Genomic DNA, 13,568 nt, shown 5'->3' on the forward strand with positions numbered 1-13,568 from the left:
ACCCGGACGGCCTTCCCCACCCTTCGTCCACTTCTGTGGACGAAGGGTGGGGACACCCCCCGCCGTCGATGGAGGTCGGCGACGACCGGGACGGCGTCAGCCGCGGCCGGGCACCACCCGGTCGACGCGGAACAGGGTCGTCGTTCCGCTCACCTCGTGGGCGACCGCCAGGACCGGGACGCCCGGAATCGGGGAGTCGCCCGCCTCGATGAAGGCCATGCCCTCCGGGCCGAGGTCGCCCGCCCCACGCGTGCCGGGCTCCGCGGCGAAGTCGCGGTTGTTGAGGTACTGCACGAACGACGCCGACCGGGGGTCGGTGATGTCGTAGACCATCACCCCGCCCACGCGCTCCAGCCCCACGAAGGCGTAGGTGCGGCCGGACACCCGGCCCACCACGACGGCCTCGGGCTCGGGGCCCTTGTCGTCACTGCGCGCGTCGAAGGAGTGCTCGTCGTTGTCGGAGTTGAAGAACTCCGGCTCGGCCTCCGCGACGATCCGCTCGAAGTCCGACCCGGAGTCGAAGAGCCGCTCGCCGTCGGCCGTCCAGACGGAGAAGGAGCGGCCGCCGTAGGCGTACAGGTCCTCGTAGCAGCTGCCGTCCGCGCGCAGGCCGTCCTCGACGGACACGGTCAGCCGGCCGAGGTTGGCCTCGTCCGTCAGCTCCGCGGCCGTGCCGATCCCCAGGTCGTTGTCCTCCAGGAAGCCCGCCAGCCGCGGGGAGTCCTCGCACAACGGGGTGTCCTCGGTCATGTCGGCCACCCGCGACTCCCCGGAGTACCCGTCCCAGTCGCGTGAGTCCCCCTCGTTCGCCGTGACGAGCAGCGTGCGGCCCCGCCAGGAGTAGGTGTCGAACCCGTCGGGCTGGTACAGGCCCAGGACCGGCCAGTTCTCGACGCGGATCCCGTCGTCCCGGTTGGAGGCGTCGAGCCCGTGGCCCGGCTCCAGGTGGTCCTTGGCCCCGAACGGCACGATGTCGGTGAACGTCGCGGACTCCACGTCCAGGACGGCGAAGGCGTTGGCCTCCTGGAGCACGACGTAGGCGGTGCCGCCGTCCACGGCGGAGACGTACTCCGGTTCAAGGTTGCGCGCCACCCGGCCCGGGGTGCCCGGCTCCCCGGTGGACAGGTCGGGCCCGTGGACGCGCACGTCGGGGTGGAGTTCGCGGTCGCCGTCCCAGGCGCGGAAGCCGGCCGTGGCGACGTCGTCCTGGGTCAGGTCCTCGGGGGCGCCGGACATGCGCACGACGCTCACCGAACCCTCCGGGTCGACGGTGTAGTCGTCGTTGGGCTCGCCCTCGTTGGCCACCAGGAGGGTGTCGCCGCCGGGGCCGAAGGTCGCCATGTCCGGCAGGGCGCCGACCCGGAGCGCGTTGAGGACGGAGCCCTCGGTGTCGAAGAAGACCACCCAGCCGGGCTCGGTCTTGTCCGCGGACTCCACCGCGACCGCCACGACGCCGCCGTGGACCGCCACGGAGTTGGCGACGGCGCCCTCGCCGACCGTCGACCCGTCGGCCGCCCTCGCACCGGCGGTCTCCAGGGCGAAGAGTGCGGCCGGTGCCTCGGGGTCGGAGACGTCCAGCACCTCGACGGTGGCCGACGCGGCACTGACCACGAAGAGGCGCTGGGTGATCGGGTCGTGGGCGACGATCTCCGCCGCGGAGGCGTCGAACACGTCGGAGTGGTGGGTGCCGAGCACGGACAGTTCGATACCGACGGGTCCGCGTCCGCGCCCGTGCCCGGGGTCGGCGTGGGCGGCCGGCACGGCCCCGGTGAGGGTGACGGCGACGGCGGCCGTGACCGCCATGGTCTTGCGCATGGGTGCTTCCTGGTGGCTTCGGGGGATCAGGGCGCGATCACGCCCGCGCCGAAGCCAACCAGGAGGTCGCGAACACCGGGTGACGGCGGGCCTGCCGCCAGGTGAAGGGGGCGCCGTTCAGCGGCGCGCCTCCGCTCGCAGGGACAGCGCCACCTGCACCAGGGCACGGCAGCGGGCGAACTCCAGGGCGGTGAACGGGACCGCGACCTCCCCCGCGCGGCGCACGACGAGGACCCCGCCGTCGGGCGCCGGGAGCGTCATGGTGGTGCCCGACAGGTCCTCCCGCCCCATGCCCTCCGGCGGGCGCGCCAGGTGCCGGACGTCCTGCGCCGCCGACAGCGCCACCAGCGACCGCTCCAGGGTCGTGGCACCGGTGATCAGAGCGCTGACCAGCGCGAGTGTGCGGCTCGTGGTGTCGCTGAGCTCGTGGACGTCGGCCGGGCGCACGATCACGTCCCGGACGCCCGCCCCCTGCACGGCGTTGTACAGGTCGCGCTCGCCCACCCGGGCGGGGGCGTTGACGAAGAACTCGTCTATGGCCTCGGGCCCGCCCGGGTGGACCTGCATGAGCCGGATGTCGATCCCGAGCGCGGCGAACCGGGAGGTGAGCGCGGCCAGACCGCCGGGGACGTCGGCGACGGTCACCCGGACACTCCACAACCGGTCGTCGGCGTGGTCGTGCAGGGGGACGGGGCGCGGGTCGGCGGACGTGTTCGGCTTCGCCGCCCCCGCCGGTCCGGAGGCTCCCGTCGCCCCCGCCGATCCGGAGGGCCCGGACGGTTCACCCTGCCGGGTCCGCCGCCGGGACGGGCGAGCGGCACGCTGGCGGTGCCACCGGTGGAGGCCGGACACCGCGAGCAGCAGGGCGCCCACGGCGATCAGTGCGCGGACCCCGCCGTCGCTGTGCCCGAGGGAGAGCACCACGACGTGCGCCGCTCCGGCCGCGAGCAGGAGGATCCCCAGGTCCATCGCCTCACGGCCGAGGAAGCCGGGGCGGGTGTGGTCGTCGGTTCCGTAACCTTCGGAAGCGTCCATGTCCACGACAGTGCCAAGCCGACGTTGCGGGCGTCCTTCACTCTGTGACGGGCCCGTAACAACGGAGCGTGACGCTGGTCACGGAGCGCGGTCGCCACGTGCGTCCGCCCCGCCGGGACCCCCGCCGCCGGCTTCCGCCCCGCCGGACCGACCGCCGCCGACTTCTCCGCCGTCGACCAGCCAGGCGACCACGACGCGCAGCTCCGCGCGGGCACGGTCGGCGTCGAAGTCCTCGTCGCCCGCGCCGAAGAACACGGCGTCGACCAGGTGCTGGATCCAGCGGGCGGTCCGCTCCGGCGGGAAGACCGGCGGACGCCCCTGGTCGGCCAGAGCGCGGAGCAGTTCCGTGAGGGCCTCGACAGTGCGGTTCTCGTCGGCCTGGAGCAGTCGCGCGAACTCCTCGTCCCGGTTGACCTCGAACAGGGCGGCCGCCATCAGCCCGGGCACGAGCGGGTCGTCGGCGTCCGCGACGAGGTCGCCGACGAGCGCGTCCAGCCCCTCGCGCGGGTCGTCCGCCGCCAGGGCCCGCGCACGGGCGCGCCCGCTCTCGGCCAGGTCGTCGGCGAACAGGGCGTGGAAGATCTCGCGCTTGGTCGGGAAGTAGTGGAAGAGCGTCCCCGAACCGATCCCCGCGCGGCGGCAGATGCTCGCGGTGGAGGTGCCGTCGACCCCCTTCTCCGCGAACTCCTGAGCGGCGGCGGCCAGGATGGCGGCGCGCCTGCGGGCGTGCTGTTCGGGGTTGACGGTACGCATCCCGCGCAGGATACCGGCGCGGAACCGAGCTATTAATAGAGCAGACACTCTGCTAATGTCGCCGGCATGGTCACGACACCGGTTCCCGCCCGTCCGCGCCTCCTCCGCCGCCTCGCCCCGGTGCTCGGTCTCCTCGTCCTCTCCCCGGTCTGCGCGGAATACCTGAGCGGCTACGACGGCAATGCCGGACGCCCCCTCGTCCTCCTCGGCGGCCTGCTCTTCCTCGCTCCGCTCTACGGCGCGGTCGCCGTCCTGATCCGCGAGGCCGCGCGCCGGACCGGCCGTGGCTGGCCGACCGTCCTGCTGCTGGCCCTGGCCATGGGCGTCGTCCAGTCGGGTCTCGTCGACCAGAGCCTGTTCAACCCGGCCTACCGCGACATCGCCTACTGGGACGACATGCGCGCGTCCACGCTCGTGCCGGGGACCGGGGTCAGCGCCGAACTGGCCCTGACCTTCCTGTTCGGGCACATGGTCTGGAGCTTCGCCGCGCCGATCGCCCTGGTGGAGGCCCTGGCACCCCGGGACCTGGCCCGTCGGCCGTGGCTGGGATGGTTCGGCACGTCCGTCCTGGCCGTGCTCTACGCGGCGGCGGCGCTGCTCGTCCTCGACGACCATCTGGACACCGAGGGGTTCGTGGCCGCCCCCGGACAGCTCGTCGGAGCCGCCGCCGTCGCCGCGGCCCTGGTCGTGGCCGCCTTCGCCCTGCCCCGCAGGGCCGCGGGCGGCGTCTCCGTCCCAGGGGACACCGCCCGCGTGCGGGGCAACCGTGGCCGCGCGCCGTCCCCCTGGGCGGTCGGCGCGGCCGTCCTGGCCGCCATGACGGTGAACGTCTTCCTGCCCCAGACCTGGCCGGGCGTGGCGGCCGAGGCCGCGCTTCTGGCCGCGCTCGCCGTCCTGCTGTTCACCGCGTCGCGGCGCGAGGGCTGGTCCGGGCGGCACGTGGTCCTGGTGGCGGGCGCTCCCCTGCTCGTCACGGCGGCGTTCTCCTTCGCCACGACACCGCTCGGCGACCCCGTCTCCCCGCTGGCCAAGTACGGCAGCAACGGCTTCTTCACGCTGCTGGTCGTGGCTCTCGTGGCCTGGGGCCACCACCGTGCACGAGTCGCCGCATGAGCGCGTCCATGGGCCCCGGACGCCCCGCCCGCTCCGACCACGCCGCGAGCGCCAGGCTCGCGCACCAGGCGAGCGCCGCCACGGCGAGGGCTCCGGCACCGCCCACCCGGGTCCCCAGCCCCATCAGCTCGGGGTGGAGGGCGACCGCCACGAGGACGGAGTTCAGGAGGTAGAAGGTCAGGGACCGTCGGCCCATCGCCGCGACCGCGCGGGTCACCCTCCCGCCGGTGCGGTCGAGCCGGATGCTCCACAGCGTGAACAGCGCCGCGTAGCCGGCTCCGCCGCACACGCCGGTCAGCACCTGGAGTCCCATGAAGAGGCCGGCCGTGAGCCCGCCCGCGTCCATCACGCCCACGGCGACCAGCGCCGAGGGCAGCGCGCCCGCGAGCGAGACCGCCACACCGCCCACCGCGATCCGGGTCAGTAGCGCGCGGTGCGCGACCGGGTCGTCCAGCAGCCCGGCCCGGCCCGCCAGGTAGCCGAGGACCACCAGGAGCAGCAGCGGGTAGGCCACCGCGATGAACAGCGGCGAGAACGGCGCCGCGACCAGCCGCGTGCCCCAGTCCGCGAGGGTCAGGTACCCCGGGAGCCCCCAGTCCTCGGAACCGCCGGCGGACCCGGCGGCCATCCCGACCATCGCCGCGGGCACCGCGAGGGCGTAGAACACGGCGAGCACCACCGCCGCGCGGACGACCACCCCGTTCGGGCGCAGCAGCAGCCACCCGGTGACCAGCGCCGCCAGCCCGTAGGAGGCGAGGATCTCGCCCGGGAACACCAGCACGGCGTGCGCGAACCCGAACAGCAGCAGGAAGAGGCCGCGCCGCCGCAGCAGTCGCCGGACCTCGGCGTCGGCCGTGCCGCGCGCCGTCTGGCGGGCGACCATCCAGGCCATCCCGTAGCCGAACAGGATCGCGAACATCGGGAAGGCCCGGTTGTCCAGGAACAGGGTGGTCGCGAAGGCCGCGACCCGATCCGGGAGGGCCTCGCCCGACACGTCCGTGCCGAACCCTCCCCCGGCGTACACGCTCGCGTAGGCCATGGCGATGAGCAGCAGCATCGCGCCCCTGGCCAGGTCGGGCGCGAGTTTACGGTCCTTTCGGTCCGTGGGCGACGGGCCGGTCGGGGCGTTCATCGGCGGTGTCCTCTCGGAGCGGGGTCGCACTGGTCCACTCCCACCCTGGTGCGGACCACCGCCCCGGCGGATCGTCCGATCGGCCATCCGAACGGCCAGATCCGCCCGCCCGCACGACCCGTGCCGCGAGTCCCGCGAGTCCGCGGCGCGCGCTACCCCCGTCCGGCGTAGGGCATCTCCCGTGCCATCACCGTCACCTGCGGCACGGACACCTCCGGCGGCAGCGAGACGACGTGCGCGATGGTCGAGGCCACGTGCGCGGGATCGATCACGGGCTCGGCGCGCACCGACCCGTCGGGCTGGACGGCACCGGCCCCGAACCCCGACACCATCGCCGTCGCCGCGTTGCCCACGTCGATCTGCGTGCAGGCGATCCCGTGGCCCCGCAGGTCGAGGTTCATGGACGCGGTCAGCCCGGAGACGGCGTGCTTGCTCACCGTGTAGGCGACGCTCGACGGGCGCGGCACGTGCGCCGACACCGACCCGTTGTTGATGATCCGGCCGCCGCGGGGGTCCTGCTCCTTCATCAGGCGGGCCGCCTCGCGCGCGCAGTACATCGACCCCGTGACGTTCGTGGCCAGGACGCTCTGCCAGTCCTCGTCGGAGACCGCGTCGACGGCGGCGCTCGGCCCGAACACCCCGGCGTTGTTCACCAGCACGTCGACGCGGCCGAACCGCTCCCTCACCAGCGCGAACAGCGCGCGCACGGAGTCGGCGCGGGTCACGTCGGCCTCCGCCACCACGGCGCGGGGGTGCCCGTCGGCGGTCTCCTCCAGGGCGGCGCGCCGGCGGCCCGCCAGCACCACCGCGTACCCGTCGTCGAGCAGCCGGGCGGCGATGGCCCGCCCCAGTCCCGACCCGGCGCCCGTGACCACCACGACGCCCCGTCCGGCCGTCCCCGTCCTCTCCTGCGCCACCCGCGGTCCCCCCTCGTCCACCAGCGTCCTCACCGCTCCGGCCCGGTCGCGGCCCCGAGCGGTCGTCGTGGAACGTTACCGCCCGCCGGGCGCACGGGCCCGTACCGGTCCCCGGATCTGCTAGCGTCACTTCCTCGCGGCGACCCGGACCTGTGTCTGCATCAGGGACGTGCCGGACCCCCGTGTCTCCTCCGGGGGCGGTCCTGTCCCCAGGTCCCCCCGCCCCTGCGCCGAGACCGGTCGTTCATCTTCTGCACGGTCTCGATCTGCCAGGGAGTACGCGCTCGTGCGTGTCTACTGCGCGGTGGCCGCCCGAGGGCTGCGCCGCTATTCCACCTACCGCGCGGCCGTGGCCGCGGGACTGCTCACCAACAGCGTCTTCGGTGTCATCAACGCGATGGTGCTGCTCGCCCTCTTCACCGCCAGCCCGGAGATCAACGGCTACGACGCCGACGACGCGGTGACACAGGTCTTCGTGGCCCAGGGGCTGATCGCGGTGGTCGCGATCATGGGCCCGCCCCTGGAGCTCGGCGAGCGCGTGCGCAGCGGCGCCGTGGCCACCGACCTGTTGCGGCCGGTCTCGCTGCTGGGGTGGTGGCTGGCCGACGACCTCGGCCGTGCCGCCTTCAACCTGGTGTTCCGCGGCGTCCCCACGTTCGTCGTCGGGGCGCTCCTGTTCGACCTGCTCCTCCCGACCGATCCGTGGCGGTGGGCGGCGGTGGCGGTGTCGGTCGCGCTGGCCACGCTCGTCTCCTTCGCGCTGCGCTACCTGTACGAGCTGGCCGGGTTCTGGCTGATGGACACCCGCGGCATCCAGACGGTGGCCGGGTTCCTGGGTCCGATCGCCGCTGGCATGCTGCTGCCGCTGCCCCTGTTCCCCGCGGGCGTGGGCGACGTGCTGCGCCTCCTGCCGTGGGCGTCCATCGTGCAGCTGCCCGCGGAGGTCTTCCTGGGCAAGGACACCCTCCCCGGCGGCACCGTCCTGAGCGGCCTCGCGATCCAGGCCGGATGGGCCCTGGCCCTGTTCGCGTTCGCCGCGTGGGCCACCTCCCGAGCGACCGGCAGGGTGGTGGTCCAGGGTGGTTGACCTCCTCGGACGCGTGCGCGGCGGCCGGGCGGACCGCCCCGGACAGGACCCGTCGGGCACCCCCGTGCGCACCTACCTCCGGCTGGCGTGGACGTGGTGCCGGGCCATGGCGCAGTACCCGGCGTCGCTCGTCCTGATGAGCCTGGCGACGTCCCTGGGCGCGATCGCGGAGATCGGCGCCGTCCTCGTCGTGTACACGCACGCCGGACGGCTGGCCGGGTTCGACGTGCACGAGGGGCTGCTCATCTCCGGACTGGCCACCACGGCGTTCGGCTGCGCCAACATGCTCATGGGCTCGGTCGAGAGCCTGGGGCAGCACATCCGCACGGGCACCCTCGACGCGATGCTGGTCCGGCCCGTCTCCCCGCTGGTGCAGATGGCCACCGACCGCTTCGCGCCCCGCCGCCTGGGCCGCATCCTGCCCGCCGCCGCCGTCACGGTCTACGCGCTGGCCGCCGCCGACATCGACTGGACCCCCGGGCGGGTGCTGGCACTGCCCGTGGTCGTGGTGTCGGGGACCGCGATCGCCTGCGCGATCTGGGTGATCGGCGCGTGCCTGCAGTTCTTCCTCCCCGACGCCCGGGAGGCGGCCAATTCGGTGACCTACGGCGGCCAGGCGCTGGTGGAGTACCCGCTGTCGGTCTACGCACGCGGGGTCGTGCGCGCCGCGACGTTCGCCGTGCCGCTGGCCTTCGTCAGCTGGCAGCCGGCCCTCTACCTGCTCGGCCGCCCCGACCCCACCGGCCTGCCGGACGCCCTGCGCCTGGCCACCCCCCTCGTCGCCGTCTCGCTGTGCGCCCTGGCCGCCGCCACGTGGCGGTTCGGGCTGCGCCACTACCGATCCACCGGGAGCTGACCGATGCCGCCGAAGACCGCCGCCGCACCCGCCCGGGCCGCCACGGAACCCATCATCGAGGCCGTCGGCCTGGGCCGGGAGTTCACCGTCACCGAGGGCCCCTTCCTGCGCCGCAGGAAACGTACCGTCAGCGCGGTGCGCGACGTCGACCTGACCGTGTTCCCCGGCGAGATCGTCGGCTACCTCGGGCCCAACGGGGCGGGGAAGAGCTCGACGATGAAGATGCTCACCGGCATCCTCAGCCCGACCCAGGGCCGCGTCCGGGTCACCGGTCTGGAGCCGGCCCGGCGGCGCACACGGCTCGCCGCGCGGATCGGGGTCGTGTTCGGCCAGCGCTCCACCCTGTGGTGGGACCTGCCTCTGCGCGACAGCTTCGAGCTCACCCGGCACATGTACCGGGTCCCGGCCGCCGACCACGCGCGGCGGCTCGCCGAACTGACCGAACTGCTGGAGCTCGGCCCGTTCCTGGCCACCCCGGTGCGCCAGCTCAGCCTGGGCCAGCGCATGCGCGGCGACCTGACCGCGGCCCTGCTGCACGGGCCCCGCCTCCTGGTGCTCGACGAGCCCACGATCGGGCTGGACGTGGTCAGCAAGTCGACCATCCGCGAGTTCCTGCTGCGGCTCAACGCCGAGGAGGGCACGACGATCCTGCTGACCACGCACGACCTGGGCGACGTGGAACGGCTGTGCGAACGGGTCGTGGTGATCGACCAGGGGCGGCTCGCCTACGACGGCGGCCTCGCCGGGCTGCGCGCGAGCGTGCCCGCGCCCCGCGTCCTGGTCGTGGACCTGGCCGAGCCCGCCGCGCCGCTCACGGTCGAGGGCGCCCGGTGCGTACGCGTGGACGGCCCCCGGCAGTGGCTGGAGCTGTCCGACAACCCGGCTCGCGTCATCGCCGAGGTGGCCGGGAGGCACGAGGTCGCGGACCTGACGCTGCGCGAACCCGACATCGAGAGCGTGGTCGCCGCCCTGTACCGGGGCGCGGTCGCCGGTCCCGGGTGACCGCGGGCGCCGCGGCGGCGCGGGTGACGGGTGGGAGCGGCACCACCCCGCGGGGTGGGCCGCGCACTCTGGCCGCCGGTCCCGGCACCGCGAATGCTGGAGGGCATGGAGAGAACGAATCCCGCCCCCGTGGTGTGGGCGACGGCGGTGTGGGCGACGGCGGTGGCGTGCGGGGTCGTCGAGACCGTGCTGGCGGTGGCGGAGATGGTGTCCGAGGGCGAGGCGGTCCCCTGGGCGGGCCTGGCCCTGCGCCTGGCCGTCTACACGGCCGCGGCCCTGGTGGTGGCGGCGTTCGCGCGCGGCCACCGGTGGGCCCGGGCGGTCCTGGCCGTGGGGCTCGGCGCGGTCGGGCTCGGCACCCTGGTCGTGCCGATCGCGGCGGCCCTGCCGGACGGCACCGGGGTCCTGGCCGCGATGGGGTACGAGCACGGACCCCTGTACCTGGTGGTCCGGGTCGCGCACATCGCCTCGGTCGTCGCGGCCCTGGTGCTCTCGTTCACCCCGGCCGCCGGCCGCGGGTTCGCCCGCGGGCCGGGGACCCGGCCCTCCTCGGTCGCCGACCGGCCCCGGGACGGCGGGAACGGGCGACGGGCGGCCCGGTAGCAGAACGCGTCACCCCGTGCGGGGCGCGGAGACCGGACCGGCATGATGGCGGGCATGGGGATCTGGCTGGGAATCGTGTTCGGTGTGCTCAGCTGCGCGGCCTACACCGCCGCCGCGGTGGCACAGCGCAGGCTCGCCGTCCGGGTGCGGGCGCCGCTGACGCGCCGAGGTGAGCTGGCCGCCCTGCTGCGCCATCCCCTGTGGTGGGTGTCCCTGGTGTTCAACGGGGGCCGGGCGGGCTTCCAGGTGGCGGCCGTGAGCTTCGCGCCGCTGACCGTGGTGCAACCCCTGGGCGTCCTGGTGCTGGTGTTCGGCATCCCCTGGTCCGCCCGGCTGGGCGGGCGCCGGGTCGGCCGCGAGGAGTGGCGCGGCGCCGCCTTCACGGTGGTGGCGCTGGGCGTACTGCTCGCGGTGACGGTCACCGGCGGGCAGGGCGGGGTGCTCAGCGACACCGGTTCGGTCGTGGTGGGTCTGGGCACAGTGGTCCTGCTGGCACTGACGGCGTGGGCGGCGGGCCGGGCGCGCACGGCGGCGTGGCGCAGCTACCTGCTCGCCGGAGCCGCCGGGGTGGCGTTCGGCGTCTCCTCGGCGACCGTCAAGACCGCGGTCGCGGTCATCGGCGAGACCGGCGCCGTCGGTGTGCTGCACCCCTCCGTGGCGGCGACGGCGGTGATCGCGGTGTTCGGGCTGTTCCTGGCCCAGGCCGCCTACCAGGGGATGGACATCGGGGCCCCGCTCGGCATCACGACCATCGCCAACCCGGTCGCCGCGGCGGTCGTCGGTGTGGCGTTCATGGGCGAGGCCTACGCGGGCGGCTGGTGGGGCGGCGCGGTCGCCGTGGTGTGCGCGGTGCTCGCCGCGTACGGCATCCGCCTGCTCACGGTGCCGCAGAACGGGGCTCCGGCGGACGCGACGAAGGCCCCGGCGCCATAACGTTACTCCGCGCTCCGCGCCCTCCCGGGGACTCCCGGTTTCGTTGCGTTGTGTTTCGTCGTCCCGAGGGCGGCGGGGGCCGCGCCGGCGCGGCCGTCCCCCGTGCCGGTCCGGGCACCGGGGACGGCCGCCCGGGGTCAGAGCAGCCAGCGGTTGGTGATCGGCAGCCGCCGGTCGCGCCCCAGGGTGCGCTTGGTGATCTTGGGGCCGGGCGGGTACTGGCGGCGCTGGTGCTCGGCGCGGTCGACCAGGCGCACGACGTGCCGGACGAGGTCCGGTGCGAAACCGGCCGCGGTCAGGTCCGAGGCGCCGTGGTCGGTCCCGATGTAGGCGTCCAGCAATCCGTCGAGGACCTCGTACCCGGGCCGCTCGGGCGCCGAGTCGACGGCGTCCCACCCCCGAGCCGATTCACGGACCAGGGCTCGCTCGGGCATGGGCGGAGCGCCGTCCGTGGTCGGGCTCTGGGAGTTGCGCCACCGGGCCAGCTCCCGGACCAGCGTCTTCCAGCAGTCCCTGAGGGGCGCGTAGGCCCCCGCTCCGTCTCCGTGGTGGGCGCACAGGCCCATCGCCAGCTCGCTCTTGTCGCCGGTCGCCAGGACGAGGTGGCCCTCCTCGCGGGACAGGGCCTTGAGCAGGACACCCCTGGCCTGTTCGAGCAGGTCCTCCCCTCCGCCCGCCCCGGCGACGGTGATCGTCGATTCCAGGGCGTCGAGCAGCCGGTCCACGGGGTAGAGGCGGCGGGTGAGCCCCTGCCGCTTGATCAGGTCCTCCGCGTCGTCCAGGGCCTCGGGATCGCTGCCCCGACCGGGCATGACGAGCGCGTGGACGGCGTCGGCCCCCACAGCGTCGGCGGCGATCGTGGCGGTCAGCGCGGAGTCGGCCCCGCCGGAGACGCCGACCAGGACCGAGGTGAAGCCGTTCTTGCGGACGTGGTCGCGGACTCCGGCCACGAGCGCCGAGTAGACCTCGCCGAGGTCGTTCAGCGGGTCGCGGCGCGGAGTGAGCGACGGCGGACGCGCCTCGTACGGTGCCGGGGCCCGGTCCGAGACCGTGTACCGGACGACGCGGAAGCCGCCGGCCTCGTCCGCGCGCCAGGAGGTGTCCTCGGCCCTGGGCAGCTCGACGTCGGTGACCAGCAGTTCCTCGTCGAACTGCGCGGCGCGGGCCACGAGCTCCCCGTCGGCGTCGACGATGAGCGAGTCCCCCTCGAAGACGAGGTCGTCCTGGCCGCCGGTCATGTTCACGTAGCCGATGGCGGCGCCGAGTTCGCGTGCGCGGCGCCGGCACAGATCGAGCCGGACGTCGTCCTTGTGCCGCTCGTAGGGCGAGCCGTTGAGGGTGATCAGCATGCCCGCGCCGGCATCGGCCGCGGCGGCGACGGGGCCGCCGTCCTGCCACAGGTCCTCGCAGATGGCGAAGGCGATATCGGCTCCGTGCAGCCGGAGCAGGGGCAGCGTGTCTCCGGGGACGAAGTACCGGAACTCGTCGAAGACCCCGTAGTTGGGCAGGTGGTGTTTGGCCGAGACGAGTCGGATCCGGCCCTCGTGCAACACCGCGAGCGAGTTCTGCGGAGCGCCGGAGGGCTGGCCGAACCGGGGCCCGGGGCCCTTCCTGCGGCCGAGGAAGCCGACGACGACCGGAAGGTGCGCGAGGCCCTCCGCGGCGAGGCGGCCGGCGAGATGGTGGGTGGCCTTGGTGGAAGCGGAGACGAAACCGTCCCGCAGGGCGAGATCCTCGACGGAGTATCCCGTGACGACCATCTCGGGGAACACGACGAGATGGGCTCCAGCGTCACTCGCCTGGCGAGCGTGAGCGACGACGCTGTCGCAATTACCTTCCAGATCCCCGACAACCGGGTTGATCTGGGCCAGAGCTATACGAAGTTGTACCACGGCGGCGACAGTAGCGAATGAGTTAACACAGGCGCAACATGTCACATTTCGATCACTCAGTGAATGCCACCGCCACCCCGGCGGCACACAAAACGGCTCCACGGCCCAACAGGAACCGCGACCTCGTGAGATGAACCACAAGGCGTCCTTCCAGTTCCGGAGCGAAACAGGCGGCCGCACCACCGCCGCCACCCCCGAGGGGAGACGCCCGGAAACCCCAGTTCAACAGCGTTGACCCCCGGCTGTTCAGGAGTTCTCCACCTGCGGTACACCGACACGCCACACCGCCAGAACCCCTCCACGGAAGGAGCGACGGCGATGAATCCCGAATCCCATTCTACTGTGACCCATCTTGCAATTCGGGCGTTTTTCCCTTTATCTGGTCGACGGCTCGTACACCCCACTTCGTGCCAGATCCCCCCACAGGCGA

At 73.9% G+C, this 13,568-nt stretch carries 12 protein-coding genes; 6 read left to right on the forward strand and 6 right to left on the reverse strand.

Annotated features, from left to right (window positions below; genetic code table 11):
- Window positions 1-96: 96 nt before the first annotated feature.
- From HNR10_RS14910 to HNR10_RS14920, 3 genes are all read right to left on the reverse strand, one after another.
- On the reverse strand, window positions 97-1,815 hold the full coding sequence (locus HNR10_RS14910) for a choice-of-anchor I family protein (RefSeq protein ID WP_179824096.1): 1,719 nt from the start codon (window positions 1,813-1,815) through the stop codon (window positions 97-99).
- 117 nt (window positions 1,816-1,932) lie between these two features.
- Window positions 1,933-2,850 carry an ACT domain-containing protein gene (locus HNR10_RS14915; protein ID WP_179824097.1) on the reverse strand — a complete coding sequence of 306 codons (918 nt, stop codon included), beginning with the start codon at window positions 2,848-2,850 and terminating at the stop codon, window positions 1,933-1,935.
- A gap of 78 nt (window positions 2,851-2,928) precedes the next feature.
- Window positions 2,929-3,603, reverse strand: coding sequence for a TetR/AcrR family transcriptional regulator (locus HNR10_RS14920; protein WP_179824098.1), 675 nt, complete (start codon window positions 3,601-3,603; stop codon window positions 2,929-2,931).
- Between the two features lie 66 nt (window positions 3,604-3,669).
- On the opposite strand from HNR10_RS14920, the gene HNR10_RS14925 reads away from it, so the two are divergent.
- Window positions 3,670-4,716 (forward strand): hypothetical protein, encoded by a 1,047-nt coding sequence (locus HNR10_RS14925; RefSeq protein WP_179824099.1) that lies wholly within the window; start codon window positions 3,670-3,672, stop codon window positions 4,714-4,716.
- On the opposite strand, the gene HNR10_RS14930 is transcribed toward HNR10_RS14925, so the two are convergent.
- Together HNR10_RS14930 and HNR10_RS14935 are read right to left on the reverse strand one after the other, a co-directional pair.
- Window positions 4,655-5,848: a DUF418 domain-containing protein gene (locus HNR10_RS14930; protein WP_246406244.1), complete on the reverse strand. Its 1,194-nt coding sequence runs from the start codon at window positions 5,846-5,848 to the stop codon at window positions 4,655-4,657. The genes HNR10_RS14925 and HNR10_RS14930 overlap by 62 nt on opposite strands.
- A 152-nt stretch (window positions 5,849-6,000) precedes the next feature.
- Window positions 6,001-6,786, reverse strand: a complete 786-nt coding sequence (locus HNR10_RS14935; RefSeq protein ID WP_312889271.1) for an SDR family oxidoreductase — start codon at window positions 6,784-6,786, stop codon at window positions 6,001-6,003.
- 265 nt (window positions 6,787-7,051) lie between these two features.
- Between HNR10_RS14935 and HNR10_RS14940 the strand changes: the two genes are divergently transcribed.
- The 5 genes from HNR10_RS14940 (at window position 7,052) to HNR10_RS14960 (ending at window position 11,246) form a co-directional block, all read left to right on the forward strand.
- Complete coding sequence (locus tag HNR10_RS14940) at window positions 7,052-7,852, forward strand: ABC transporter permease (RefSeq protein WP_179824100.1); 801 nt, start codon at window positions 7,052-7,054, stop codon at window positions 7,850-7,852.
- Entirely contained in the window at window positions 7,845-8,708 is an 864-nt protein-coding gene (locus HNR10_RS14945; protein ID WP_376769757.1) for an ABC transporter permease, read from the forward strand. Before HNR10_RS14940 ends, HNR10_RS14945 begins: the two co-directional genes overlap by 8 nt.
- A 3-nt stretch (window positions 8,709-8,711) precedes the next feature.
- Entirely contained in the window at window positions 8,712-9,710 is a 999-nt protein-coding gene (locus tag HNR10_RS14950; RefSeq protein WP_179824102.1) for an ABC transporter ATP-binding protein, read from the forward strand.
- A gap of 105 nt (window positions 9,711-9,815) precedes the next feature.
- The gene (locus HNR10_RS14955; protein ID WP_179824104.1) at window positions 9,816-10,313 is read left to right on the forward strand and encodes a hypothetical protein; all 498 of its coding nucleotides are present in this window, start codon (window positions 9,816-9,818) and stop codon (window positions 10,311-10,313) included.
- Window positions 10,314-10,367: 54 nt separating this feature from the next.
- A complete protein-coding gene (locus HNR10_RS14960; RefSeq protein ID WP_376769758.1) occupies window positions 10,368-11,246 on the forward strand; it encodes a DMT family transporter in 879 nt (292 codons plus the stop codon).
- Between the two features lie 137 nt (window positions 11,247-11,383).
- Here HNR10_RS14960 and nadE read toward each other — a convergent pair whose 3' ends face one another.
- Window positions 11,384-13,087 (reverse strand): NAD(+) synthase, encoded by a 1,704-nt coding sequence (gene nadE / locus HNR10_RS14965; protein WP_312889492.1) that lies wholly within the window; start codon window positions 13,085-13,087, stop codon window positions 11,384-11,386.
- Window positions 13,088-13,568: the final 481 nt, after the last annotated feature.

The organism is Nocardiopsis aegyptia, assembly GCF_013410755.1.
Taxonomy (GTDB): domain Bacteria; phylum Actinomycetota; class Actinomycetes; order Streptosporangiales; family Streptosporangiaceae; genus Nocardiopsis; species Nocardiopsis aegyptia.